This window comes from Actinopolymorpha sp. B9G3 (assembly GCF_040120725.1).
Lineage (GTDB): Bacteria > Actinomycetota > Actinomycetes > Propionibacteriales > Actinopolymorphaceae > Thermasporomyces.
Genome location: NZ_JBEEAB010000020.1, coordinates 88,398 through 112,218, shown reverse-complemented (window position 1 = coordinate 112,218; position 23,821 = coordinate 88,398). Strand labels below are relative to the sequence as shown.

Genomic DNA, 23,821 nt, shown 5'->3' with positions numbered 1-23,821 from the left:
GCGCCTGCCGGGTTTACCAGGCAGGATTCTCCGGGCCGTCCCCGAAGTCCGGGATCGGCAACCGGGCACCACCCTGGCGGGCCGACTCGAACGCGATCACACCCGGCAGCGTGAACCGGGCCGCCTTCCAGGCGTTCACCGGCGGCTGCGTCTTGGTTGTCACCGCCCGGACGAAATCGTCGGCCAGGAAGTGGTGAGAGCCCTCGTGCCCGTTGTGCGCGCCCTCGAACTCCTTGGGCAGCCGGCTGCGGTCCTGCACCTTGGCGGTGCCGGAGGCGAAGCTCTGCATCAGTGCCGGGTCGACGTCGCCGAATCCCTCCGGCATCTGACGTTCGCGGGTGTAGAAGAGATCGCTGATGTCGAGGGTGTCGCCCTTGCGGTAGTCCTCGCCCTCGGTCTTGATGCTCCAGGTGGCGCCGTGACCGGTCTGCTCCATCACCGAATCGGTGCCGTAGAACCGGAACCGGGACTCATGCCCCTGCCAGTAGCCGACCCGGCGGAACTCGTTGGTGCGCATCGCGCCGCCGTCGGCGAGATGAAACAGCCCGCTCATGTTGGAGAAGTCGTTGCCCCACAGCGACACGTCCTTGTCGAAGACGCCGTCCCCGCGATCGTCGACGATGCCGATGCAGCTGACGCTGGTGGCGTAGGTCGGCAGCGCGCCGAGGACGCCACCGATCGCGTGCGTCGGGTAGAGCATGGGCGGGTAGCTGGCGGTCTTCTTCCAGTCCTCGCCGCCGCTGTACTTGTAGGCGGCGTAGAAGCCGTTGTCCATGTCGTGGACGTAGTCGCCCTCGGCGTAGAACACCCGTCCGAACGCGCCCTCGGCGACCTTGTCGCGGGCCCAGACCACGGCCGGGTTGTAGTAGCTGGTCTCGCCCATCATGTAGATCAGCCCGGTCTCGGTGACCTTGTCGACGATCGCCTTGATCTCCTCGACGGTGATCGCCATCGGCACCGCGGAGTAGACGTTCTTGCCGGCCTCAAGGGCCTGCAGCACCAGCGAGCCGTGCGTCCAGCGCTGGGTCATCACCGCCACCGAGTCCACGTCGGAGGCCAGCATCTCCTCGACGTCGGCGAACGTGCCGGCCAGGTCGTACTTCTCCTGGTGCTCCTTGGCCCGTTCGGGAACGAGGTCACAGGCGTAGACCGCCTCGACGTCGGGATGCATCTGCCACAACGAGATGAAACTGCGGGCGAACTGCCCGGTACCGATGACGCCGATCTTCATGTAGATCATCCTTGCCGCTGGTCTTGGTCGTGTACGAGCGGGGATCGCCCTGCCGGGTTCACACCCACGTGAGGGCGCCGAGACAGGCTACGGGCCACCGCACTCCCGGACCACTCCCGGACCGAAGCAGGACACCAGGCTGACTCGCCTGGTCCCATGGCTTGCTCCCCCGACGTCCGCCGGGATGCGCCACCGGTAGAGCGACACCTTGATGTAGCTGAGCTCGCTCGCGATTCGCTGCAGGGAGATCGCGACTAGCCCTTCGGCGTCCGCGATCCGGACGCGAAATGTCGGCTTGCCGAACCGAGTAACTGTGTCTACGATACACAGTGTCTGGCAGACGCAGTGTTGGCCACGTCGCGTTGGATGCTGTGACAGAAAGCTCACCGGGAAGGCGACGGCGGGTCGCCACGAGGAGGACAGTGCAATGACCACACGTACGGGCAAGGTGATCGCCGAGATCACGATCTCGGCCGACGGGTACGTGGCCGGGCCCAACCAGAGCGAGGAACGCCCGTTCGGCGAGGACGGCGGCGACGGTTGGGGCGACAAGCTGCACGCCTGGATGTTCGACGGCTCCGAGGAGAACCCGGCCGAGGTCGAGCAGCCGACAGCGCCTGGGGCGTTCGTGATTGGCCGCAACATGTTCGGCCCCGTGCGTGGCGAGTGGGACCGGCAGTGGAACGGCTGGTGGGGCGACGATCCGCCGTTCCACGCCCCGGTCTTCGTGCTCACCCATCACGCGCGCGACCCGCAGCCGATGGACGGTGGAACCACGTACTACTTCGTCACCGACGGAATCGAGTCGGCACTGGCACAGGCACGCGCGGCGGCCGGCGACGGCGATGTCTCTCTCCAGGGCGGCGCGGCCACCATCAACCAGTACCTCGCCGCCGGCCTGGTCGACGAGCTACGGCTGCACATTGCGCCACTCACCCTCGGCGCCGGCGCGCGGCTGTTCGAGGGTGTCCCGCCGCTGAAACTCGAGCAGGTGGAATCGCGAGTAGCGAAGACGGTGACGCACGTGACCTACCGCGTGCTGTCCTGAGCAGGACGGCGGTGTCGCGCGACTACCGCGCACCCGGGGTTGTGACGTCCGGACAGATTGCCCTCCCTTGCGGCGCTGGGCGGTCAGCTCGCTGGTGTGCAGTCGAGAGTGTGGGGCGAGAGTGTGGCGACCAGGCGTAGCTCACCGATGACTGTGGAGGCGTCGTTGTCGACGTTCGCGCCGGTCCACTGGACCGCCTGCTTGCGCAGTCTCTCGTCTCGTGCGAGCAAGATGCCAGCCAGTTCGGTGAACAGTTCCTTGCAGGTCGGGTTGCCCGGTCCGTAGGCACACATCAGGTCTGCCTCTCGTACACGTTTCTCGGAGTCGTAGGCAATGGTGACCTCGAGCTCGCTCGCGGTATTACCTCGAGGACTGCACTCCGCGCGTCTGGATGATCGACTGTTGATGCGCGGGTGGAACTCGCACGTCCATTCCTTTTGGGCAAGCCAGTCCCTGGCAATTGCCGACACCGTCACTCCGCGTATGTAGCGTTGCGTCCCATGCGGAAAGTGGGCATCGACGGTTGGCGGGTCGGTCGGTCCCTTCGGGCCGGTACCTGCGACAACCCCGATCGCCGCCCCTGTTCCCCCGGCCACGAGCAGCATTAACACGAGCGCAACCACGATCGCCAGTCGCCGGCGCCGCCGCGGGAAGCCTTGTGCGGGCGGGTACGAACGATGCGGCTCCGGGCTGGGCGAGAGCGGAGGCTGCATTCCCCATTGCGGCTGATATTTCCACGCCCGCGGCGGTTCCTGATGCGGTGGCGGCGGTGGCGGCGGCGCCCATTGCGGCTGGTGCCGCCCTGCGAGCGGCGGTGGCGGTGGCTCCTGATGCGGTGGCAGTGCCGGCGTCGTGCGGTGTGGTCGCGGCTGCCACTGCGGGGAGGCTGGTGTGGTCATCGTCGAATCACCGCGTCCACGTCGAGGTCGACAATGTTCCCTGCTGTGGCATCGATCTCGTACCTGTAACCTCCGACGTCGGCCACTGCCGTGGCGCGGGTCTTTACCTGCCGGTGTAGCCACGTGTTGATCTGTGCTTCGAACTCCGGCTCATGTGCATAGGGGAGGTGGGCTGACCACTCCAGGTAGGAGATGGCCGCCTTGCCGGGCTGGGTCGCTTCGCTGCTGGGCGCGCCGTCGATCACCGTGCTGACTTGTGCCGAGTACGTGCGGATCTGACCGCCGACCATCTCCAGGGTGAAGGCGTACTGCGTGAGGCCGATCTGCAGCACGCAGTTTCGGTTGTCGGCGGACTTCGTGCACGTGTGGCCCTGCGCCTTCAACGTGCCGATGACACTCGCGGCATCGAGTTCCGGTATGCAGGCCTTGGCGGAACCGACACAGTGTGTGGGCCCGAACTGAGGTGTCAGCCTGCTCGCCGCGACGTAACCACCAATCCCGCCCGCGGTGAAGGCGAACAGGCCAGCCAGGACGGTGGTGGCCACGATGCGGCCCGTTCGGCGGCGGACCGGTCGACGGGCGGGGACAGCATCAGGTACGACGTGCGCAACGGATGGATGCGGCCACTGCCCGCCCGGCCCCGGCCACTGGCCCTGAAGCGGCTGCCACTGACCTCCGTACGGCCCAGGGTGTCCGTGCGACCTCGAATCTCCGTGCGACGCTGGCTGCCCGTGCGGCGGGCCATGTCCGTCCGATCCAGGGTGTCCGCGTTGGCTGGTGTAGGCCCGCGGGGTTTCCGTCATATCGCCCCCCTACGAACGAAGTCGGCCCACTGCTGGAGGAACGCAGGTCCTCTGATGCCCATCACCTGCTGGCAGATTCGGTCGAAGGCAGGTTCGTCGACCAACGGTGAGTCCGCGGGCTCGCTGTGCGCGATCAGACTGGCGTAGAACTCGACCACGGCGTCCCGCCCTTTCATCTGCTCGACGTAGACGAAGACCGAGGCGCCGAGGTCATAGCTGAAGACGACGTCCTCTGAGAAGAAGTCCTCCAGGCGCGGTGGCTTTCCGGAGAACTTGCCGGCGGCTACCGCGACCCGTACGACATAGCGCAGATAGTCCATCCGGCTTGGATTGTCGACCGTCTCGACCCATCGGGCGAAGCCCTCCATCGCCCACCGAGGCGCGGACACCACCAGGTTGCCGGAACTGCCTGCGACACTTGTCGCCCGGGCGGAAACCGCGTGTGCCAACTCGTGCCGCATCACCAGTTCTGGATCGTCGTTCCACGCCTCCGCAACTCGAAGGTTGACCACGATCCGCGAGCCCGCGTATTGGCCGCTGTAGACCTGCCCGTTCCGCCGTACACCCTGTAACGGAATCTCGACGCCTTCGAGCGCGGAGCTGAAGCCGGCGAACGAGCCGAGGCCGAACCACTTCTTCATGTTCTTGGTGTTCCGCGTGAAGAACAGCAGATGGCCGGGAAACCTGATCCGATCTCCCCACAGGGCCTCAACGTCATGGAGGTGGGCCTTCGCCACGGCGGCGTAGCGGTCGAGATCGGTGACGCTCGAATCGCTGGCGAGCCAGACCTTCCCCGCTCGAATCACCTGCAGGCGCGTGAAGTTCCACGGCGCATTTGCCTTCGGACCATGGGCTATCTGTTCCGCATCCGTGGTCACGCCGTCGATCTCTGTGATGAACAGCTTGTCGTACCGCGGGACCAGTGTGTACTGGAACGTCTCCGCGGGTGCGACCCCGCCAGGTCCGGCGTCGGTGGTGAGCTGGGTGATCTGCAGGACCGGGACGAAACGGATGAGCGCACCGTCCTCCACATGGGTGGTCTGCTCTGTCACGTAGTCGAACCTGGTGAACTCGAACTGCCGCAGGTTGGCGAAGAGCAACTTCTGGCTCCTGACAAGCCGGTCGTTCCGTTCGTCAAGGTCAGCCAGGAACGTCCTCTCGTCATCGTTTCGGAGTGCCTTCACCCGACGGTCGAGGATCTCCCGAAACTCCCGAACCACGGGATCGCCGCCGACCTCGCGGCTGATCGTCCGAATGGTCGGCCGCGGCACCTGGCCACACCCGGCAACCAGCAGACCAGCCGACAACACCGCCCGCCTCGACAACCCCGACCGGCTCGAGCCCGAACCGGTGTCCAGCTCACACGGCGCCCTCACACGCCACCACCGCCTCAGACGAGGCGGTGGATCCGGCGCCGGCGATCGGCACGCCCTCGCGCAGCCCGCCAGAGAACCCCCGACGGTAGAGGCTGCGACACGTCGTCGGAGTCGAGCACACTGCAGTCTCGACAGGCCGGCACCAAGCAGACATGGACGACTCCCCACCCCAATGATGACGATTCCCCCGTCAGCTCAAAACTGGGCGTATTTCTACACCACGCCCGACGGCCCTGCGCCCGAACCTCGGAGATCCGCCCCTCCGCCGGCCTTCGGTCTCTTCCGGACAGCTAAGCAGGGCCGCTGCTTTTGTCGCTTTTGCCCAAGCCCACCACCGCATTTGAACATCGAGGCCTGGAGCGAATCGATCTGAAAGGTCCAGAAAGGTCCTCTTTCCGCCCTGCTTCCCTGCCGAATGGCGGTGACCGCGGCCAGGTGGCGAAGTCGGGTGAGCACCCGCAACCGTGCCCAACTCTGTAGCTGGTCCCAGCGATCACACTTGCGGTAGTCTCCGTCCGGTTTGGTGGACCTCGTGCAAGGGGCACCCTCTTTCTTTTCTGTTCAAATCGGACATTTTCATAAACGAATAGAGGAACTCAACGTGAGATCACGTCGGGTGTGGGGGACCGCCTTGCTGGCGGTCGCGGGCCTGACGGGGGATTGGTTGCTGCCGGAGTGATTGGTGGCGTACCGGGAGTCGCGTAGGTGGGTGGAGCGACTACCCGGACCGCTTCGATCAGCCGAACTCCGGTCATCCTGCAGGAATCCGCCGCCACACGAACCGGCACCCATCACCACCGACGGCCTCACCTACCTCAAGTAGCCAGGTTCACCCAAGGCCTGAGCGTCCACAGACATCCCACGGGTTGGCCGGCGGGTCGCGCACTGCGCCCGCCGGCCACCCGACCACCCCCCGCTCTCAGGACGTCGCGGCGACGAGCCCGTACGCCCGGATCGTGGTCATGCTGTAGACATACGACCGGTCGGTGACCGTCTTGGCCCGGACCGAGACGAATCCGTTCGGCTTGTTCGGGTGGTTCACGATGCCGTGCCAGTCGAGGGTGGAGTCCCGGGTGGTCGGCACGTCCTTCCACGTCTTCCCGTCGTCGAACGACACCGACAGGGTGACCGTCTGTGGCGTTCCCGTTTCCCGGGGCGGGTCGACGGTGAGGTCGAGCCGGAACGGCTGGCCGGCAGGCGCCCGGCCGTACATGTCGAACGCGCCGGAGACCCGGATGTTCAGGAGCCTCATCGGGTGGACAACGTCCGGCGTGTGGCACTGGTACTTCCAGAACGCGTGCACGCTGGTGGCGTACTTCGACCAGGTGGGTGTGTGCCGCGCCAGGAGGTCGAGGGTGTACCACGCCGACGGCAGGGCCTGCGGACCGGTCTCTAGCAGGAACGGAGCGTCAACCGTGTCGGCGGGCACCCCGGTGCCCTTCAGCGTGGCTCCGCCGGTGATCCCGGTCGTGTCCCACCAGATGATCCGGTTGTTGTCGACCGACGGCGAGAACGGTTCGAAGGTGATGTTCATCGTCTGGTCGCCCTTGCGCTCGCCGCTGGCCTCGGGCCGGTAGGCGGCCGGGCTCCACGGCTGCTCGACGCTCTCCCCAGCGGGCAGGAGCACCGGCGTACGGAGCTCCGAGTACCTCAGGGCCAGGGGACTCGGCCCGACGTCCAGGGACGCCGACCACGGCAGTGGCTCCGAACCGAACGTGGGGCTGGTGAAGTGCACCTGCTTGGACGGCAGCCTGGTGTCGTAGAAGCCGCCGAGCCCGACCTGTACGTCACCCGGCAGCTGGGACTCGCGGAAGTACACACCGTCGAGGTCGAGACCTGTGCCGGGGGAATAGAAGGTGGACCTGATCTTGGCGAGGTCGGCGTTGCGGATCTCGTAGGACGTGGTCGCGGGGATCCGCTGCGGTGCGCCGACGAGCAGGTCGTACATGCCCCAGCCGGTGTTCAGCGACTGGAACATCGCGAAGTTGTACGCCCGGTCGGTCACCTCGGACGTGGTGTTCGCGAAAGCGCGGAAGTTCGTACCTGCCGGGATGGTGACCAGCGTGGTCCACGGCCGCCCGGCGAAGAACTCGACGGTTCCGAACGTCGTGACGATCGGTTTCGGGCTCGGCGCCTGGATCCTCGCGGTGACCTCGTGCGCGTTCCGGGCGTCGAGGGTCATCGTGAGGTTGCCGTTCACCGTGAAGTTGGGGCGTGCCAGGTCGGTGTAGCTCCTCGGCTTGAATCCATGTGCGGTCACGATGATCTCGCCGAAGCTGTACCTGCCGGGGGGCACCTGGGCACCCACACCGGTCTTACGGGGCTCCAGGTTGTAGATGTCCTCGGTGTCGAGGTTGAGGACCACCGGCTGGGTGATGAAGCCCTCGTCGAGGTTGGTGAGCAGCTTCCCGTTGCGGTCGATGATCCGCAGCAGGACGCTGTACGTCGCCGCCTGGGGGCCGGCTGCCGCTCGGGCGTGCGGGTGCGCCCCGCTGCCGCGCGCCGGTGCACCGGCGTCCGTGGTCGCGGCAGATGGCTGGGTCGCCGGGCGGACTGCCGACGGTCGGAGGCGCAGGGACAGGTTCTCGACACCGGCCGTAAGCGCTCCGCCGACCGGCCGGGGAGCACCCACCTCGGCCGGCTTCGGTCCGGTGAGCCAACGCCAGAACGCCGCCGCCTCGTTCTTCCGGACACCGAGCGGCGTCGAGTTCCCCGTGGTCTCCTGCCCCGCCAGGGTGGCTCCGTCGGCGTGACTCGCCACCGCTCCCCGGCCGGGTGCGTGTCGGGCGGCGACCGGAAGCACCTTCGTCGACGCGTCGTCGTAGCCGGCGGCGATCAAGCCCGCGACGTCGAACAGGCGCGGGTCAAGCCGCCCCGACCGCAGCAACGGCCGGGCGTCGGAGGGGACGACCTCGATCGCCGTGCCCCGGTAGCGGATGCTGTACGGCCGCGCCACCCGGCCCGACAGCGGCGTGGGGACCACAGTCCGCGACCCGTCAGCCTGGGTGGTGATCCGTACCCGGTCGCCGGTGACAAGGGTGACCATCGAGACCGTCGGCCTGCCGGATGCGGCACCGGCGACCTCGTGGGTTGCTGTGGTGTGGTGGGACGAAGCGACGGGGTCGGCGGCGGCGCCGGAGACGCCGACGACGACGAGCGTGCCTGCGAGACCGGCCAGCAACGTCGTCCAGGGGCGAGCCATGGTCATCCTCGTTTCGTGGGGTCGCCCCCAGCAGCCCGGGACCGTTCCGGCGGAACGTCGGGCAGAGCGGGGCAACTCGCAACAGTCCCCCACCACATGCCAGAAGCTCCGTAAATCGAAACCTCGTCCGCGGATTAAAGTCCTCTCTTGGCGGCCGCTTCCTCGGCTGGTCCGCCGGCACCACTGGTGCAGGCCGAGCGAGCCCGACCCCAGGCGTCGAGCACACCTTTTGCCCTGGCCACCGATGAGTTCCGCGACCGGGCACGGTCTATACCTGTGAGCCACCTGCCGTGGACACCGAGGATCATTTCGAGGAGCCCCATGACTGCCAGCGCACTACCGCAGATCGTCGACGCCGACACCTGGCAACACCAACTCGATGCACTGCGTGACCGGGAGAAGGCCGCGACCCGGGAACTCGACGCGATCGCCGCGCAGCGTCGCCGAATGCCGATGGTCAAGATGCCCGACTACACCCTCGAGGGCGAGCAGGGACCGGTCCGGCTGGTGGACATCTTCGACGGTAGGTCACAGCTGATCGTCTACAACCACATGTGGTTCCCCGGCGAGCAGTGGCAGTGCGGCGGCTGCACCGGGTACACCTCACAGTTCACCCGGCTCGAGTTCCTGGACAACTACGACGCCCGGTTCGTCATCGTCACGCAAGGTCCGATCAACGACGCACTCGCCTACAAGCGACGGGTCGGGAACACGATGACGTGGTACTCCACGGCGAACAGCCCCTTCGGCACTGACGTCGGCGCGCCGCCCGGCGGCGGATTCGCCGTCAACGTGTTCCTGCGCGATGGCGACTCCGTTTATCGCACCTGGCACACCAACGGCCGTGGCACCGAGCAACTCAGCCACAGCTTCGCACTGATCGACCTCCTGCCGTACGGCCGACAGGAGGAGTGGCAGGACTCGCCCGACGGCTGGCCGCAGTCACCCACCTACAGCCGATGGGCCACCTCTCAGGACATCGCCGCGTCCTACGGTCCCAGTACCTGAGCGGAGCTGCCGTTCTATGACGACTCCAGGATCTGTTTGAGCGTGGCCAGGTCCTTCTGGTTGGCGCGCCGGATCGCCGCCGCCATCATCGGTGCGGCGACCTTGGCGAACCCGGCCGGCTCGCCCCGGTTCCGCAACGTCATCCGGGTGGAGGAGGCGCCCGCGGAGTGCCAGGTGTAGGTGGTCTCCATCGGGAACGGTCCCTGCGCGGTACGCATGACCAGCCGGTCCGGGCCGTAGTCGACGACGTCGTAGGTGTAGGCGAGCGTTCGGCCGAGGAACCGGGCCACGAAATCCATCCGCGAGCCCACACCAACCGGCGGTGGCGTCTGCCAGCGCACCGAGTTGATGTTGGCGTACCACTCGGGCGCGTGGGACGGGTCGCCGGCATACGCGGCGACCTGCTCACACGGGCGCTCGATCACGATCTCGGTGGTGACATCGACAGGCATGCCACCATCATCGCCCACCAGAAATCCCTTCATCGGGCAGCAGGGACGAGACAGCCGTGGACGCGGCAGCCTCCCCTCGAACGGTGAGCACGGTTACGGTGAGCACGGTTACAGTGCGGACGCCAGCGGGCATGCCAGGTTGTCACTGGCCGTGGAGGAACTGCCAGGTCGATGCCTGCCGCTCTCGACAGGGCTTGGCCAGTTCATGGAGGTTTAGTGATGCGCACCCGGGCAGTTCTGCTCGTCCTCGTGGTTGTCGGCGCTGTCGTCACCGCCTGCGGAACCCAGAGCCCGGGCGCCGACGCCGCGCCCACCCGGTCGACGGCCACGCCGACCGCCGCCGGCACCGACGCGAAGGCCGGGTCGGGCACCGAAGCGACACCCGCGCAGGCGTCGGCCACGCTGGGATTCACCGCGGACACATTGGACGGTGACACTTTCGACGGACGGAGCCTGGCGGGTAGGCCGGCGGTGCTGTGGTTCTGGGCTCCGTGGTGCCCGACCTGCGTGGGGCAGGCACCCACCGTCACGAAGCTTGCCGAGACCTACGACGGGAAGGTCAATGTCGTCGGGGTCGCCGGGCTGGACCAGGCGGCGGCGATGGAGGAGTTCGTGACCCGAACAGGTGTCCAGGGGATGAGGCACCTGTCCGACGAGAAGGGTGCCGTGTGGAAGCGGTTCGGCGTCACTGCGCAGTCGACCTTCGTCCTCCTCGACGCAGACGGCGAGGTCGCCTTCAAGGGCTACCTCGAACCGTCCGATCTCGCCTCCCGCGTCGACGCACTCACCGGTTGACCCCACAGGTTTGACATGACGGAGCTGCCCCTCGCCGTAGCCGTGGCGGCCGGCATGCTGGCCGCGGTGAATCCGTGCGGATTCGCGCTGTTGCCGGCCTACCTGTCACTGCTGGTGCTCGGTGACGACCCAGCGGGACGGGGGCCGGCGGTCGTCCGGGCGCTCGGACTGACGGCCGCGATGTCGGTGGGCTTCGTCGCCGTGTTCGGTGCGTTCGGACTGGCGGTCGCCCCGGTCGCGGGAGGCGTCCAGGAACACCTGCCGTGGTTCACCATCGTGCTCGGTCTGCTGGTCGCCGCGGCCGGTGGCTGGCTGCTGGCCGGCCGGGACCTCCCGGCGCCCAGGTTGAGGCGAGGTGCTGCGGTGACCGGAAGCGTCCGGTCGATGGTGACCTTCGGCGCCGCGTACGCGGTGGCCTCGCTCGGCTGCACGATCGGTCCGTTCCTGGCGATCGTCGTGACCAGCTTCCGCGCCGGATCCGTCGCCGACGGGTTCGCGCTGTTCGCCGCGTACGCGGCCGGTATGGGGCTGGTCGTGGGTGTGGCCGCGGTCGCCGTCGCCCTGGCCCAGACATCACTCCTCGGCCGGATCCGCCGCGTCGGCCGGCTGGTGCCCCGCCTCGGCGGAGCGCTGCTTCTGACGGCAGGGCTCTACGTCGCCTACTACGGCTGGTACGAGGTACGCACCTATCGCGGCGTCCCAGCGGCCGATCCCCTCATCGATGCCGCCGGTTACTTCCAGCACCGGCTGGCCGCGGGCGTGGAGCGACTCGGCGCTCCAGCGTTTGTCATGATCCTCATCGCCGTGCTCGCCGGCGTCCTGGCCGCCCGGGCACTCCTACGCGTCCGGCCCCGACGAGACCGACAGGTGGCGTCAGGCGACCCCAGCCCCGTTCCCGACACACCCGCCGACCACCGAGACTGACGCCTGAGGCCCAGGTCGGCGTCGTTCTATTGGTAGGCGCTGGCTTGGAGCGCGAAGAGCTCGGCGTAAGGCCCTCCGGTGGCCATGAGTTCGTCGTGGCTGCCGGACTCGGTGAGGTCGCCGTTGTCGAAAACGAGGATGAGGTCCGCCATCCGTACGGTGGAGAGCCGGTGTGACACCAGGAGGGTGATGCCGCCCGAGGCGCGGGTGGCAGCGGATGCGGCGTTGAACCGGTCCAGAAGGGCGTGTTCGGATTCGGGGTCGAGCGCGGCCGCGGGTTCGTCGAGCAGCACCAGCAATGGACGTTCGCGCAGGAAGGCACGGGCGAGTGCAAGTCGTTGCCACTGGCCGCCGGAGAGGTCGGTGCCGCCGAACCGTCTGCCCAGCCGAGTGTCCAGACCGTCGGGGAGCCGGTCGATCACGGCACGGGCGTCGCCGGCGTCGATGGCTGCGTCATAACCAGCATCGTCATCGGTACGAGCAGGCGGTGCCGTTGGTGAACTTGCGTGGCTGGGCTTGTGCAGTCGAGTGGGTTCGCCGAGTCCGATGGCTTCGCGGGCGGTGTATTCGTACCGTACGAAGTCCTGGAATCCGGCCGAGATCCGGTGGCGCCACGCCTGGTGGTCGATCGTGCGGAGGTCGGTGCCGTCGACGAGGATGGCGCCGCCCGTGGGGTCGTAGAGCCGGGCCAGCAGTTTCACCACGGTGGTCTTCCCTGCGCCGTTGTCCCCGACAAGGGCGACGGTGCTGCCCGCTGGGAGATGCACGTTCAGTTCGCGTAGCACCGGGTGGGCCGTTCCCGGATAGGCGAAGGACACGTTCTGGAGCTCGATTCCGCTCCGCAGAGCGGTGGGGGGCTCATCGGATCCGGCCCACGCGACCTGCTCGTCGCCGTACCGCCGCAGCCATTGGATGTGTCCGGCGACGTCCAGCAGGCCGATGAACACCCGTACGGAGTCGGAGAGTCGTTGTGCGGCCTGGTCGGTCTGCGGTGCGAGGAGCAGCACCATCACCACGTCTCCGGGCGTCGCGCGTCCTGCCCGTGCCAGCCACAGGACGAACACGATCGCGCCACCGTAGGCGAGCCGAAGAGTACGCGAGCGGCGATCTCCAGCAGCTTGCCCTGCCGGATGGCCTGCCAACGCGGGCCGTTCTGCGAGCGGAACTGCTCCGCGATCTTGTCGGTGAGCAGTCCACGCAGCCCGAACGCGCGTACTTCCAGACCGTGCCCTGGGTCGCTGACGATATCCAACAAGCTGGCCTGGCGCCGGTTGTACTCCATGGTTGCGGTGATCGCATGCCGAAACTGCCTGGCGCCGCTGGCCGTCGCCCACAGTCGCAGCAGACCCACCAGTGGCAGCGCCAACAGCAGAGGGTGGATGCCCGCGAGCAGGACGAGCACGGTGGCGGTACTGACCAGGACTGCCAACCCGCTGCCGATGGTGCCCGCGGTTCCTTTCAGGCGGCGGAACTCATCCCGAGCGGCACCCAACCGGTCGGCGATCTCGGGCTGCTCGTGGTGGGCGATCCCGGGCGGTGTGGTGGCCAGGTCCAGCAGTTCGCGCTGTAACCCGATCTCGATCCCGTCCTCGAGCCGATGCCGTACGGCGTCGGAAAGGACCAGAGCACCGAACGCGACCGCGAGCGCTCCGAACAGGATTGCCGCGCCCAACGTCACCGAGCCCTGCCCGGACACCGCGTTCACCACCCGGGCCACGCCGTAGGCCTGCAACGGCCCCGAGACGGCCATCGCCACCACGAGCAGCAACTCGGTCGCAGCCAACAGCGGAGACGCCGCGACCGTGAGGCGCACCAGGACCACCAGCGAGCCCCACCGCTCACGCATCACAGCTCGCCTCCCACGTACCGCGCCGCCTGCAGCGTGAACATCGCCGCGTAACGGCCGCCCGCGTCCAGCAGCTCGTCGTGTGTTCCGTACTCGCCGATCACGCCCGCTTCCAGGACGCAGATCCGGTCGGCGTTACGCACCACCGAGAACCGGTGCGAGATCAACAGCGAGGTCACTCCGGTGGCGAGCCGCAGATAGCGGTCCACCAGCTCCGCCTCGGACCGGACGTCCAGGGCTGCCGCCGGCTCGTCGAGCACCAGCATCCCGGCGCCGTCGTTCACCGCCCACAGAGCGCGCGCCAGCGCCAGCCGCTGCCACTGCCCGCCCGACAGCTCCCCGCCATCGGTGACCGAACGGTCCAGCATCGTGTCCCAACCCCGCGGCAGGTTCGCCACTGCACCGTCGGCTCCCGCGGTCGCCGCCACGGCGGCCAACTGCTTCCGGGCCGCTGGATCGGCGAAGGTCACGTTCTCCGCCGCGGTCAGCGGTAACCGCAGGAACTCCTGGGTGACCGGCGCCAGCCGGCGCTGCCATGCCGCCAGCTCGTGATCATCCAGCTCGGCCAGATCCACCCCGTCCACGGTGACCCGCCCCGCGGTCGGCTGGTACGCGCCCGCCAACAGATGCACCAACGTCGACTTGCCCGCGCCGTTCAACCCCACCAGCCCGATCGCCTCGCCGGCGCCGATCCGCAGATCCAGTCCGCGCAGCACATCGACGTCAGAGCCCGGGTACCGGAACCACACGTTCTCCAACCGCACCTCCGGTGGACCCGACGGCGGGCGCGGCGGGTCCACCACGGCAGGCCCGGACACCCGCGCTGCCGGCGCTCCATCGGTTCCGCCGGCTCGGTACGTGCCCTCCCGCACCGCCAACGCCGTCCCCGGCAGCCGGTACAGGGCCCGCAACGCCGAGGTCGCCCGCTCCATCGAAGCGGCGCCGGCGCCGTTGGCCGACATCGCAAGCCGCAACAACGCGGTCAGCACGGTCGCGACCTCGGCAAACCCCAGCGACCCCGCGTTCACATCCCGCACCAGCACCCAGACAGCGACCGCCAACGCACCAAGGTGAGCCGCGTACACCGCCATGGTCCGCAGCGTCGCCGTCCGGCGGACCCGCCACAGTGGCACCATCCCGGCCCGCCAGTCACGCACAAACCGGTCCATCAGCCACGGCGCGAACCCGAACACCCGCAGCTCCTTGGCAGCCGTCCCCATCCCCAGCTCGTACGCATAGTCGGCTTCCCGACCGGACCGGGTCCCCCCGCGCCACGTCAACTCCTCCGAGGCCGACATCCGCGCCGACCACCACTCGACCAAGCCAGTGGTCGACAACAGCAGAACGGCGACCGGCCACGAGAACAACGCCCCCACGACCACGGCCGCACCGATCGCCAGCAGCCGCGAACGAACAAGCTCCGCCAGCGCGATCAACCCCACCCAGACCGCACGGTTCCCGATTCCCCGAGCCCGCCGAGACTCATCCGCCACGACCGTCGACTCCAGGTGGCCGATCCTCGGCGATGCCGTCATCGTCGCCGAGATCGCTCGGTTGATGACGAGATCAGCGTCGTACGTCAGTCGCGTCGTCACCATGCTCGACACCACGGTCAGCACACCGTCGACCGTGAACACGAAGACCAACGCGACCACCAACAGCGCGAACGCCGTCGGCGACGAACCACCCGGACCACCGGCCACGAACGCCGGGGTCGCCCCCACGACCTGACCGATCAGCACGGTCGCGGCGAGACTCGTCAGCGCGCTCAGGATCGCCAGCGCCAGCAACCCCCCACCAGCCCGTGGGGTCACCGCTATCGAGAAACGCAGCAACGCGAACATCGATCTCCCCTCACCGGTTCACCAGGCGACTAAGGGAGATGGACCGGATAGTCGCTGCCGGTGAAGCTCCGCCAGAGTCTGGCGTAGGTGCCGTCCGCGGCGACCAGGGCGTCGTGCGTCCCCTGCTCGACGACCGCACCGCGGTCGATGACGACGATCCGGTCGGCTCGCTGCGCGGTCGTGAGACGGTGGGCGATGACCATCGTGGTCGGTGTGGTGGCCAGTTGGGCCATGCCGTTGTTGACGGCGGCCTCGCTCGCCAGGTCCAGTGCCGCGGTGGCCTCGTCGAGCAACAGGATGTCGGGTTCGACGAGCCGGGCCCGAGCGAGGGCGAGCAGTTGCCGCTGGCCGGCCGACAGTCCGCCGCCGCCCTCGCCGACGGGGTGGAGGTAGCCGTAGCGCAGGGCGCAGATCATCTCGTGGGCGCCGACGGCACGGGCCGCGGCCTCGACGTCTGCATCGGAGGCGTCCGGTCGGGCGTAGGAGATCGCGTCTCGTACCGCGCCCGAGAAGAGGTAGGTCTCCTGCGGTACGACGCCGAGCCGCCGGCGGTACGACGGCAGGTCCAGCTGGGTGAGGTCGGTCCCGTCGACGCGTACGCTTCCCGCCGTCGGGTCGTAGAACCGGGCGACCAGCTTCATCAGTGTCGACTTCCCGGCGCCGGTCTCCCCCACCAGGGCGACCGTCTCGCCGGGCGCGATCCGCAACGTCACGTCGCGTACGGCATCGTCGGCACCTCCGTAGCCGAATCGCACGTTCTCGAGGGACACCTCGCCAGCGAGCCTGTCTGGCGCGCGGGCGTGCGCAGGCGAGGGCGTGGAGACCGGTGTGTCGAGGACCTCGGCCACCCGGCGCAGACCAACCCGGGCCCGCTGGTAGCTGTCGAAGATCCCCGACATCTGCTGGACCGGCGCGAACAGCATGGTCGCGTAGAGCATGACCGCGGCCATGCCGCCCACCGTGAGGGTGCCCCCAGCGATCCGGTGGGCGCCGACCCCGAGCACGAGCGCGGTGGTGAACTCCACCACCGCCCACCCGAACGCCAGCAGGAGCGCGATGCACATCTGGGCCCGCAGCTGCGCGGCGCGGTAGTCCGACGCGACCGTACGGAACCGTTCGATGGTGACCTCTTCGCGGCCGTAGCACTGCGCCACGCGGATTCCGGCGACGTTCTCCTGGAAGGTCGCGTTGAGCTCGCCGAGGCGTCGCCGCGCGGTCTCGTACTCCCGCCCGGAGTACCTGCGGTAGAGCAGCGCCGCCGCCGCGAGCGGCAGGCACATCGCCGCCACGGCCGCGGTGAGACCCACGTCGATGGTGGCCATGACGACCAGCACCCCCACGAACGTCATCACGGCGACCACCGCCTGACCCAGGCCGGTCTGGATGAACGTCTTGACCGCCTCGATGTCGCTCGTCATCCGGGTCATGAGCTGACCTGCGCGCTCGCGTTCGTAGAAGTCCATGCCGAGCTGTTGCAGTTGGGCGTACAGCTTGACGCGGAGCCACAGCAGGACCCGCTCACCCGTACGTCCTGTCAGTCGCTCCTGCCCGGTCCGGACGATCCAGTCGGCGACCACGACGCCAAGGGCCACACCGGACAGCATGAAGACAACGTGCACCTGGCCCGGGGTGACGCCGCGGTCGATGACGGCACGCGTCAGCCACGGGATGGCGAGCTGCGCAGCGGTGTCCAGGGCCAGAAGGACCAGCGAGACCGCAAGGGCCGCAGCGAACGGCCTGAGCAGCCGTCGCAGGCGTAGGTCCTGGTCGAGCCGCCGGCACTCCTCCAGGTCGAGGTCCGGCGAGGCGGCCGACGGCGGCGCCGGGAGGGCGGCGACCCGGGCCGCCTGGTCGGCAGGGAGCGCCGCGCCGCCGAACAGCCCCTCGGTCTCCGCGGGCGGTGGGGTGGACCACGGGTCGGCGGACTCGCGGGCGGCGTCGTCTTCGCGTCCGCCGATCTCCTCGTCGTGTCCTGACAGAAGCAGGCGGTACCGAGGGCATCGGGCCAGCAGCTCGGCGTGAGTCCCCACGTCGACGACCTCGCCGTGGTGCAGGACCGCGATCCGGTCCGCGAGCTGCAGGGTGCTGTGCCGGTGGGCGATGAGCAGCGTCGTACGTCCCCGCATCACCCGTCGCAGCGTGGCGTGGATATCGGCCTCGACCCCCGCGTCGACGGCGGACGTCGCGTCGTCGAGCACCAGCAGCCGCGGGTCGGTCAGGAGCGCGCGGGCCAGGGCGATGCGCTGCCGCTGGCCGCCGGAGAGGGTGAGACCCCGCTCCCCCACCACCGTGTCGTAGCCGTCGGCGAGGCCGTTGACGAAGCCGTCCACCTCCGCCGCACGCGCGGCCGCGCGGACCTCGGCGTCGGTCGCGTCGGGCCGGCCGAACGCGATGTTCGCGCGGACGGTGTCGGAGAACAGGAAGCTCTCCTCCAGCACGGTGCCCATCCGCGCCCGCAGCGACCCGATCGTGAGCGCGCGGATGTCGCGACCGTCGAGGCGGACCGCGCCACCCTGTGGGTCGTAGAGGCGGGCGAGCAGCAGGGCGACGGTCGACTTCCCGGACCCGGTGCCTCCCACCAGGGCAAGAGACTCACCCGGCTCCACCCGCAACGACACGCCCCTGAGGACAGGGTGGTCGGGGTCGTATCCGAACGTCACGTCGTCGAGTTCGACCGGCACCGCGCCCTGCGGCGCTGAATCGGCATCGGGCGCGTCGGTGATCGTGGGCCTTGCGTCGATGATCTCCAGGACCCGGACGACCGCCGCCCTGGTGGTGTTCCACTGGGCGAACTGCCCGACGAACGTCCGTACGGGAGCCACCATCAGCGCGAGGTAGCTCGCGAACGCGAGGAACGTCCCGAGCGTGATGTCGCCGCGCAGGGTGAGCCAGCCTCCGAGCGCGAGCACGCCCACCTGCCCCACCGCGGGAATCGCGGTCAGCGCCGGGACATACGTACTCGTGAACCGCGTCCGCCTGATCCCCGACCTGAACTGCGCACTCGCCGCTGCCTCCAGCTTCGCGAGCTCCTGTCCCTCCTGGCCGAAGCCCTTCACGACCCGCACACCCGTCACCGCCGCCTCGACCACGGCGGCCACCCGGCCGGACTGGTGCGAGTAGTCCCACGACGAGGGGAACAGCACCGCGTTGCCGCGGCGGGCCACCAGGTACAGCACCGGCAGCATCACCAGCGCCACGAGCGACAGCGTCGGGGCGAGCACGAGCATGATGACCAGGGCCATCACGAACCACACGAGGTTGGTGACCAGCTGTTGCGCGGTCTCGATCGACCGCTCGATCATCGCCACGTCCGACGTGCTGCGGCTCACGACCTGGCCCGTCCGCAGCCGGTCCTGCTGGTGCCCGTCCAGCCTTTGCAGGGACGCGAAGAGGTCGGTACGCAGCGCGTAGCCGACCCGGTTGGCGAGCTGGCTCGCGTAGTAGCGGCGCAGCATGCTCAGCCCGAAGCGGGCGACGCCGGCCGCGACCAACAGGATCAGCCACGGGGCGAGCGGAGAGCGGTGGGCCAGGATCACCTCGTCGACGACCTGGCGGACGACGAGCGGCGTGAACGCGGGAATGACGGTCCCGCCGATACCGCCGAGCAGAGACAGGAAGATCGTCGTCGGATGGGCTCGGCAGTACGCCCACAACCGCCGCCACCACTTGCCCCCCACCTCCGCACCCACTCTCTGCCGGCACACGCGGCGAGGATGCAGCCCATCGAACTCTGAGCGCCTTAGTCAAGGCGGAACGACCGCAGCTGGTCAGGTCCAGGTTCGCTCCACGATGACACGCGCCCCGTCAGGGCAACGGCGGCCTGGCCCGACTCGGCTGTCCAACGGCTTGGCCCCCGTGGCGCTCACGGCTGTTTGGTCTGACGCGTCATTTTGCGTACGCCGAAATAGCTACGCTCGATGCGCCCCTCGAACAGGCGTGGACCGAAACGGTGCAATGCCGAAATCCCGGCTGCCTTCTGCGTTCATGCAATCCGATTGTCCTTCGGCGACCGGACGTCGGTATGCCGTCCGCCGGGCAGTCCGCGTGCCCAAACATGCCTTCAGCCGGCAGCCCTACTCCCAGCCAGTGCGGTGAGCTGGAGGCATGAGCCAGGCAGACGCGAGAGAAGGACGTCCTTTGCAGCCGGGTCGCCGGAGCATCATGGCGGCGGCGGTCTCGGGAGCGCTGGCAGGGTCGTGGTTCCGGCCAGCAGCAGCGGCGGCGAGCCCGGCAGCAGCACAGGTGCAGAGGCCGCCGTCGTCGCGGGTCGCGATCCGCATCATGCCGCAACGCCCGTCGTATCCCCCCTTCATCGATGCGTATGCACCGTACGTCGGAGGCACGACCTGCGACCTGACGGACAAGCGCGGTCCGATAGACCTCAGAAACATCATCTTCGACACGTATGGCAGCCGGGCATGGAGCATCACGCACCCCTGCTCGTCGAGGGTCAACGAGCACAAGGAAGGTCGCGCCCTGGACGTCATGTTCGACGCGACGATGGACGGGAGTCGGCAGGCCGCAAACGACTTCCTGTACTGGTTGCTACGCACCGACGAGTACGGCAACCGCCATGCCTTCGCGCGTCGATTCGGGATCATGTACATCATCTGGAACCGCAAGATGTGGCGCTCCTACCGTCCGGACGAGGGCTGGTTGCCCTACACCGGAACCAGTAATCCGCACACCGACCACATCCATTTCAGCTTCAGTTGGGACGGCGCCCTCAGGCGTACGACCTGGTGGACAGTCATAACGGAACTATCCGAGGAGGATTTCGTGGCCGGCATTCCCGCACAACTCGTCCGCATATCCGGACAGGCCGCCGTGTACGCGGTCACCCTTCAGGGTGCGGTACACGTCAAGAATCCCACCCACCTGAGGTTCCTCCAGGCGCAGGGCTGGGTGACGACCGACGTGCAGAACATCACCGCCGCTGAGCTCGCCGGGCTTCTCGAGCGCGAGATGTGAGCGCCTGGCCTCCACCCGACGTCAGCACCACCTGCACGCCGGGTGAGGCGTTCTGGGAGCTGGGCGGCGACGTCATCCACGACCAGGACGGGAAAACCGCGACGACAGGGTCCGCTAGCTGGCCGGTGGGATTGAGCTCGGCAGGCCCGGCCACGACCCTGCCGTTCGTCGCCGCCGTGGTGCTCTCCTTCGTCTGGCTCAGCACCCTGTCTGCGCGGATGTAGCGCGAACAAGCCAACGCATAGTTCGCCCACCCGTCCTCAAGGGCCTAGCCCCCCAGGAACGCGTCGTAGTCCATCCTCGGGTCCGGTGTGAGCCACAGGCTGGTGGCGACCTACTGGAAGCACTAGCCGCGAGGAGATCTACCGGCGGATCGGACTGCTCCCCTGCCAGCGGAAGCACCGCTTTAGCTGGCAGGTCGGGCGAGTCGCAGGACTGTGGGGGCGATGGTGATGGAGATTTGTTGTCCCCAGGGGAGTGTGAGGTGGTCCGTTTCGATGCCGTCGCCGAATGCGACCAAGCCGTCGGTTTCTGCGGTGATGGCGAAAGTGTCGTCTGCGGTGATGAGTCCTTCGGTGCAGTTGGTGTCGGTCGCGGGGGACGGCCAGGCTTCGCGGACGAACCACGCCAATGCCGCGTCGCAGGGCTCGGGCAGCCGAAGGTGGCTGCGGCGTTCGAGCCAGATCGATCGGCACCAGCCGGTAGCCCCGGTGCCGGTGCTGATGATGAGGCCAGATGAGGATTGGCGTTCGATGTTCCCCGCTGGTGGGCGCAGCTGATATCTCGCGGACTGGTGGCTGGGGTGACCGATGAAGATCTCGTTGAGCGCGAGGAGTCGCTGGCCGTCATCGGTGGTGGCGGCGACCATGGTGCGTTGCTCGACCTCGAGCTTGCCGGCGGCGGTCGCCGCAAGTGTGGTGGCGAAAGTAGGGACGGTGACGGGAACGAGGACGCCAGGATTAATGGCGGGTTGCGGGTTGACGCCGATGACGGCCTGCCCATGGAGATACTTCGCGACATTGGCCACCAGACCGTCTTGACCCACCGCGACGACGATGTCATCGGGCTCGAAAAGAAATCGATCGAGGTCGGCGCGCTCAACCATGCCACGGCGCCAGTCGGTGGGGATCGCGGCACTGACTGTGCCGAGTGTGGCTTCCACGGCTTCGTGCCTGTCCTGGATATCGCTGAGATCGCGACCGCGGGTACGGAGGAAGAACTCTGCTGCGCCGCGGGTGCCGTGTCTGGCAAGGAGTTCGTCCAGTTCGGTGTGCCGGTGCACGACGACGGCGCGTGGGGACAGGACGGTCATTTCTGGTCGCCAGGTTGGACTAGTGTGCCGAGCGCGGTGGTGATGAGGTCGGGTGAGAGGTTCAAGGTGCCAATGTTTGGTAGGGCGCCGGCGAGCTGGCGCAGCGCGAGTGCGAGCAGGATTCTTGGGTCAACGTCTTGGTATGCGGCGAGCTTGGCGGCCTCTGCTGCGCCGTCCGCCGCACCGATGACTCGGGTGGCATCGGCCTGCCCGGCCGCGAGCACCCGCTGCCGTTCGGCCTTGGCGTCGGCGCCAACTCGATCGGCTGCGGCGGTTTCCTCCGCTTGCCGGCGCTGGTTCTGGCCGCGCTGGGTGACCAGTTGCTCCTCCCGAACCGCCAGTTCGATCTGATTCTGCAGTTCGTTCTCGGCGATCGCCCGCTCCCTTTCGACGGCGAGCGCCCGCCTTTCAAAGGTGGCTCGGTCCGCCTCCTGCTGTACTCCCTCCCGGGCCGGCGTCTGCAGTGCCTTCTCCATCTCCGGTTCCGGCCGCAGTGCGACCACACGGACGCCGAGCACGGCGATGCCGAGGCCGCGCAACCGAGCATCGTCGGCGAGTGCGCTGAGGATCCGATCGCGAATGCTGCCGACGCCAGCGGCCAATGCCTCAGCCAAGGTGGTGGCGGCGAGTAGTTCGAGGGCAGGCTGCTGGGCGAGCTCAGCAACGAGGCTGCCCAACAGTTCGAGCGGAGTCGAGCGCCAGCGGCCGGTATCCGGGTCGACGCTGAAGTCCAGCCGTCCCGCAGCGGTCGCCGGGTCGGTCACCCGGTAAGTGACAGTGGCCTGGACGGTGACGTCCTGGAAGTCGCTGGAGCGGGCATGGAAGAGCATTGGAAGCTCTCGGTCATCGACCGGGACCTCGCTGAGTACAGCAGAAAGCGGCCGGAACCAGAACGCCAGGCCGGCACCTTCCCGAACCAACCTGCCTCGTCGCTGGTGACGCACGTGCACCGTGGGAGCGCCGCGCAAGTGCCGTACGAAGGGGTATCGCTGAATGTCCGCCATCACATCCTCCTCTTATCGTCACAACGACGATAACGATCTTGGATGGTTATCGTCAAGGTGACGAGATATAGTTATACCTATGGCATACGCCCCGCCACCATCGGCAGTCACCGTGGACCTGACCCTGCTCACGGTCCGGGCCGGACAGCTCTGCGCACTGTTGGTCCGGCGCGCCACCGCCCCGCACAAGGGCAGGTGGGCACTGCCCGGTGGCTTCGTCCAGCCCGACGAGGACCTGGACGCGGCAGCCGCGCGCGAACTCGCTGAAGAAACCGGCCTTGTCGACCTGCCGGTGCACCTTGAGCAACTACGCAGCTACGGCGGGCCGCGCCGCGACCCACGGATGCGCGTGGTGACCATCGCCTATCTGGCCCTCGGCCCCGACCTGCCCGACCCCGTGGCCGGCTCCGACGCCGCCGACGCCAGGTGGGCCCCCGTCGCATCGGCGCTCGCCGGTACTCCGCGTCTGGCCTTCGACCATGCCGCCATCCTCGCCGACGGCGTCGAGCGGGCCAGGGCCAAGCTGGAGTACACCCCACTTGCCACTGCGTTCTGCCCCACCGAGTTCACCGTCGGCGAGCTGCGCGAGGTCTACCAGATCGTATGGGGCGTCGAACTGGACCCACGGAACTTCCACCGCAAGGTAACCAGTGCCCAGCGGTTCCTGACTGCAACTGGCCGTACCACCACCCGCAAAGGTGGGCGCCCCGCCATGCTCTACCGCCGAGCCGATGCCACGCTACTGATGCCACCCCTACTCCGGCCCGCGTAGCCTCTCAGGGCGGATGTGCCGCGAACGGGCTAACGCATAGTTTCACCTGCGGACTGGTCCTGCGCGGGCGCGCTCTCGTGCTTGGGAGGCCTGAGGGGATTCGGATCATCGGACCGGACGCGGGTCTCGCGGCCTGTCTCGGCGTCGAGTTCAACCGCCACCTCAGCGTCAGCAAGGACGGTCTGGATCCCCTGCAGGAACGGCGCAATCACGGTCGGCGGCACCCGCTTGGCCGGTGAGGTGACGGTGGACCCGGCCAAGCCGATGTCGAGTGCGTTCATCGCCGACGCCGTGGTGCGGTGCACGGCGGACCATCCGCGAAAGTGACCCAGCA

20 protein-coding genes are annotated in these 23,821 nt (G+C 68.1%); 7 read left to right on the top strand and 13 right to left on the bottom strand.

Annotated features, from left to right (window positions below; genetic code table 11):
* Window positions 1-13: 13 nt before the first annotated feature.
* Window positions 14-1,231: a Gfo/Idh/MocA family protein gene (locus ABNF93_RS27560; RefSeq protein ID WP_349331111.1), complete on the bottom strand. Its 1,218-nt coding sequence runs from the start codon at window positions 1,229-1,231 to the stop codon at window positions 14-16.
* Between the two features lie 427 nt (window positions 1,232-1,658).
* Between ABNF93_RS27560 and ABNF93_RS27555 the strand changes: the two genes are divergently transcribed.
* Window positions 1,659-2,279 (top strand): dihydrofolate reductase family protein, encoded by a 621-nt coding sequence (locus ABNF93_RS27555; RefSeq protein WP_349331110.1) that lies wholly within the window; start codon window positions 1,659-1,661, stop codon window positions 2,277-2,279.
* Window positions 2,280-2,362: 83 nt separating this feature from the next.
* On the opposite strand, the gene ABNF93_RS27550 is transcribed toward ABNF93_RS27555, so the two are convergent.
* The 4 genes from ABNF93_RS27550 to ABNF93_RS27535 all read right to left on the bottom strand — a co-directional run bounded on the left by ABNF93_RS27550 (window position 2,363) and on the right by ABNF93_RS27535 (window position 8,559).
* The gene (locus ABNF93_RS27550; RefSeq protein ID WP_349331109.1) at window positions 2,363-2,749 is read right to left on the bottom strand and encodes a hypothetical protein; all 387 of its coding nucleotides are present in this window, start codon (window positions 2,747-2,749) and stop codon (window positions 2,363-2,365) included.
* Window positions 2,750-3,174: 425 nt separating this feature from the next.
* Complete coding sequence (locus ABNF93_RS27545; protein ID WP_349331108.1) at window positions 3,175-3,723, bottom strand: hypothetical protein; 549 nt, start codon at window positions 3,721-3,723, stop codon at window positions 3,175-3,177.
* A gap of 254 nt (window positions 3,724-3,977) precedes the next feature.
* A complete protein-coding gene (locus ABNF93_RS27540; RefSeq protein ID WP_349331107.1) occupies window positions 3,978-5,252 on the bottom strand; it encodes a hypothetical protein in 1,275 nt (424 codons plus the stop codon).
* Window positions 5,253-6,276: 1,024 nt separating this feature from the next.
* Complete coding sequence (locus tag ABNF93_RS27535; protein WP_349331106.1) at window positions 6,277-8,559, bottom strand: hypothetical protein; 2,283 nt, start codon at window positions 8,557-8,559, stop codon at window positions 6,277-6,279.
* 321 nt (window positions 8,560-8,880) lie between these two features.
* Here ABNF93_RS27535 and ABNF93_RS27530 point away from each other — a divergent pair, with 321 nt between their 5' ends.
* A complete protein-coding gene (locus ABNF93_RS27530) occupies window positions 8,881-9,567 on the top strand; it encodes a DUF899 domain-containing protein (RefSeq protein ID WP_349331105.1) in 687 nt (228 codons plus the stop codon).
* A gap of 14 nt (window positions 9,568-9,581) precedes the next feature.
* On the opposite strand, the gene ABNF93_RS27525 is transcribed toward ABNF93_RS27530, so the two are convergent.
* Window positions 9,582-10,019: an SRPBCC family protein gene (locus ABNF93_RS27525; RefSeq protein ID WP_349331104.1), complete on the bottom strand. Its 438-nt coding sequence runs from the start codon at window positions 10,017-10,019 to the stop codon at window positions 9,582-9,584.
* Window positions 10,020-10,238: 219 nt separating this feature from the next.
* Between ABNF93_RS27525 and ABNF93_RS27520 the strand changes: the two genes are divergently transcribed.
* Both ABNF93_RS27520 and ABNF93_RS27515 read left to right on the top strand, forming a co-directional pair.
* Entirely contained in the window at window positions 10,239-10,814 is a 576-nt protein-coding gene (locus ABNF93_RS27520; protein ID WP_349331103.1) for a TlpA family protein disulfide reductase, read from the top strand.
* 15 nt (window positions 10,815-10,829) lie between these two features.
* Window positions 10,830-11,738 (top strand): cytochrome c biogenesis CcdA family protein, encoded by a 909-nt coding sequence (locus ABNF93_RS27515; RefSeq protein ID WP_349331102.1) that lies wholly within the window; start codon window positions 10,830-10,832, stop codon window positions 11,736-11,738.
* A gap of 26 nt (window positions 11,739-11,764) precedes the next feature.
* On the opposite strand, the gene ABNF93_RS27510 is transcribed toward ABNF93_RS27515, so the two are convergent.
* Genes ABNF93_RS27510 through ABNF93_RS27495 form a run of 4 tightly spaced genes read right to left on the bottom strand, consistent with a single transcriptional unit; the run spans window position 11,765 to window position 19,132 of the window.
* Window positions 11,765-12,802, bottom strand: coding sequence for an ABC transporter ATP-binding protein (locus ABNF93_RS27510; RefSeq protein ID WP_349331101.1), 1,038 nt, complete (start codon window positions 12,800-12,802; stop codon window positions 11,765-11,767).
* Window positions 12,748-13,584, bottom strand: coding sequence for a hypothetical protein (locus tag ABNF93_RS27505; RefSeq protein WP_349331100.1), 837 nt, complete (start codon window positions 13,582-13,584; stop codon window positions 12,748-12,750). Before ABNF93_RS27505 ends, ABNF93_RS27510 begins: the two co-directional genes overlap by 55 nt.
* Window positions 13,584-15,428 carry an ATP-binding cassette domain-containing protein gene (locus tag ABNF93_RS27500; protein ID WP_349331099.1) on the bottom strand — a complete coding sequence of 615 codons (1,845 nt, stop codon included), beginning with the start codon at window positions 15,426-15,428 and terminating at the stop codon, window positions 13,584-13,586. Before ABNF93_RS27500 ends, ABNF93_RS27505 begins: the two co-directional genes overlap by 1 nt.
* Window positions 15,429-15,457: 29 nt before the next feature.
* Window positions 15,458-19,132 carry an ABC transporter ATP-binding protein gene (locus ABNF93_RS27495; RefSeq protein ID WP_349331098.1) on the bottom strand — a complete coding sequence of 1,225 codons (3,675 nt, stop codon included), beginning with the start codon at window positions 19,130-19,132 and terminating at the stop codon, window positions 15,458-15,460.
* Between the two features lie 400 nt (window positions 19,133-19,532).
* Here ABNF93_RS27495 and ABNF93_RS27490 point away from each other — a divergent pair, with 400 nt between their 5' ends.
* Both ABNF93_RS27490 and ABNF93_RS27485 read left to right on the top strand, forming a co-directional pair.
* Window positions 19,533-20,399, top strand: coding sequence for a VldE C-terminal domain-containing protein (locus ABNF93_RS27490; protein ID WP_349331097.1), 867 nt, complete (start codon window positions 19,533-19,535; stop codon window positions 20,397-20,399).
* Window positions 20,396-20,623 carry a hypothetical protein gene (locus ABNF93_RS27485; protein ID WP_349331096.1) on the top strand — a complete coding sequence of 76 codons (228 nt, stop codon included), beginning with the start codon at window positions 20,396-20,398 and terminating at the stop codon, window positions 20,621-20,623. The genes ABNF93_RS27490 and ABNF93_RS27485 overlap by 4 nt, the downstream gene beginning before the upstream one ends.
* 182 nt (window positions 20,624-20,805) lie before the next feature.
* Here ABNF93_RS27485 and ABNF93_RS27480 read toward each other — a convergent pair whose 3' ends face one another.
* Window positions 20,806-21,711: a diacylglycerol kinase catalytic domain-containing protein gene (locus tag ABNF93_RS27480; RefSeq protein WP_349331095.1), complete on the bottom strand. Its 906-nt coding sequence runs from the start codon at window positions 21,709-21,711 to the stop codon at window positions 20,806-20,808.
* A complete protein-coding gene (locus ABNF93_RS27475; RefSeq protein ID WP_349331094.1) occupies window positions 21,708-22,715 on the bottom strand; it encodes an SPFH domain-containing protein in 1,008 nt (335 codons plus the stop codon). The genes ABNF93_RS27480 and ABNF93_RS27475 overlap by 4 nt, the downstream gene beginning before the upstream one ends.
* A gap of 79 nt (window positions 22,716-22,794) precedes the next feature.
* On the opposite strand from ABNF93_RS27475, the gene ABNF93_RS27470 reads away from it, so the two are divergent.
* Window positions 22,795-23,487 (top strand): NUDIX hydrolase, encoded by a 693-nt coding sequence (locus ABNF93_RS27470; RefSeq protein WP_349331093.1) that lies wholly within the window; start codon window positions 22,795-22,797, stop codon window positions 23,485-23,487.
* A gap of 29 nt (window positions 23,488-23,516) precedes the next feature.
* Here ABNF93_RS27470 and ABNF93_RS27465 read toward each other — a convergent pair whose 3' ends face one another.
* Window positions 23,517-23,792 carry a hypothetical protein gene (locus tag ABNF93_RS27465; protein ID WP_349331092.1) on the bottom strand — a complete coding sequence of 92 codons (276 nt, stop codon included), beginning with the start codon at window positions 23,790-23,792 and terminating at the stop codon, window positions 23,517-23,519.
* Window positions 23,793-23,821: the final 29 nt, after the last annotated feature.

Coding starts and splice junctions, on each gene's coding strand:
- ABNF93_RS27520 (WP_349331103.1), top strand. CDS start 10,239: ATGCGCACCCGGGCAGTTCTGCTCGTCCTCGTGGTTGTCGGCGCTGTC.
- ABNF93_RS27505 (WP_349331100.1), bottom strand. CDS start 13,584: ATGCGTGAGCGGTGGGGCTCGCTGGTGGTCCTGGTGCGCCTCACGGTC.
- ABNF93_RS27480 (WP_349331095.1), bottom strand. CDS start 21,711: ATGACCGTCCTGTCCCCACGCGCCGTCGTCGTGCACCGGCACACCGAA.
- ABNF93_RS27500 (WP_349331099.1), bottom strand. CDS start 15,428: ATGTTCGCGTTGCTGCGTTTCTCGATAGCGGTGACCCCACGGGCTGGT.
- ABNF93_RS27470 (WP_349331093.1), top strand. CDS start 22,795: ATGGCATACGCCCCGCCACCATCGGCAGTCACCGTGGACCTGACCCTG.
- ABNF93_RS27555 (WP_349331110.1), top strand. CDS start 1,659: ATGACCACACGTACGGGCAAGGTGATCGCCGAGATCACGATCTCGGCC.
- ABNF93_RS27560 (WP_349331111.1), bottom strand. CDS start 1,231: ATGAAGATCGGCGTCATCGGTACCGGGCAGTTCGCCCGCAGTTTCATC.
- ABNF93_RS27525 (WP_349331104.1), bottom strand. CDS start 10,019: ATGCCTGTCGATGTCACCACCGAGATCGTGATCGAGCGCCCGTGTGAG.
- ABNF93_RS27515 (WP_349331102.1), top strand. CDS start 10,830: ATGACGGAGCTGCCCCTCGCCGTAGCCGTGGCGGCCGGCATGCTGGCC.
- ABNF93_RS27490 (WP_349331097.1), top strand. CDS start 19,533: ATGAGCCAGGCAGACGCGAGAGAAGGACGTCCTTTGCAGCCGGGTCGC.
- ABNF93_RS27530 (WP_349331105.1), top strand. CDS start 8,881: ATGACTGCCAGCGCACTACCGCAGATCGTCGACGCCGACACCTGGCAA.
- ABNF93_RS27475 (WP_349331094.1), bottom strand. CDS start 22,715: ATGGCGGACATTCAGCGATACCCCTTCGTACGGCACTTGCGCGGCGCT.
- ABNF93_RS27535 (WP_349331106.1), bottom strand. CDS start 8,559: ATGGCTCGCCCCTGGACGACGTTGCTGGCCGGTCTCGCAGGCACGCTC.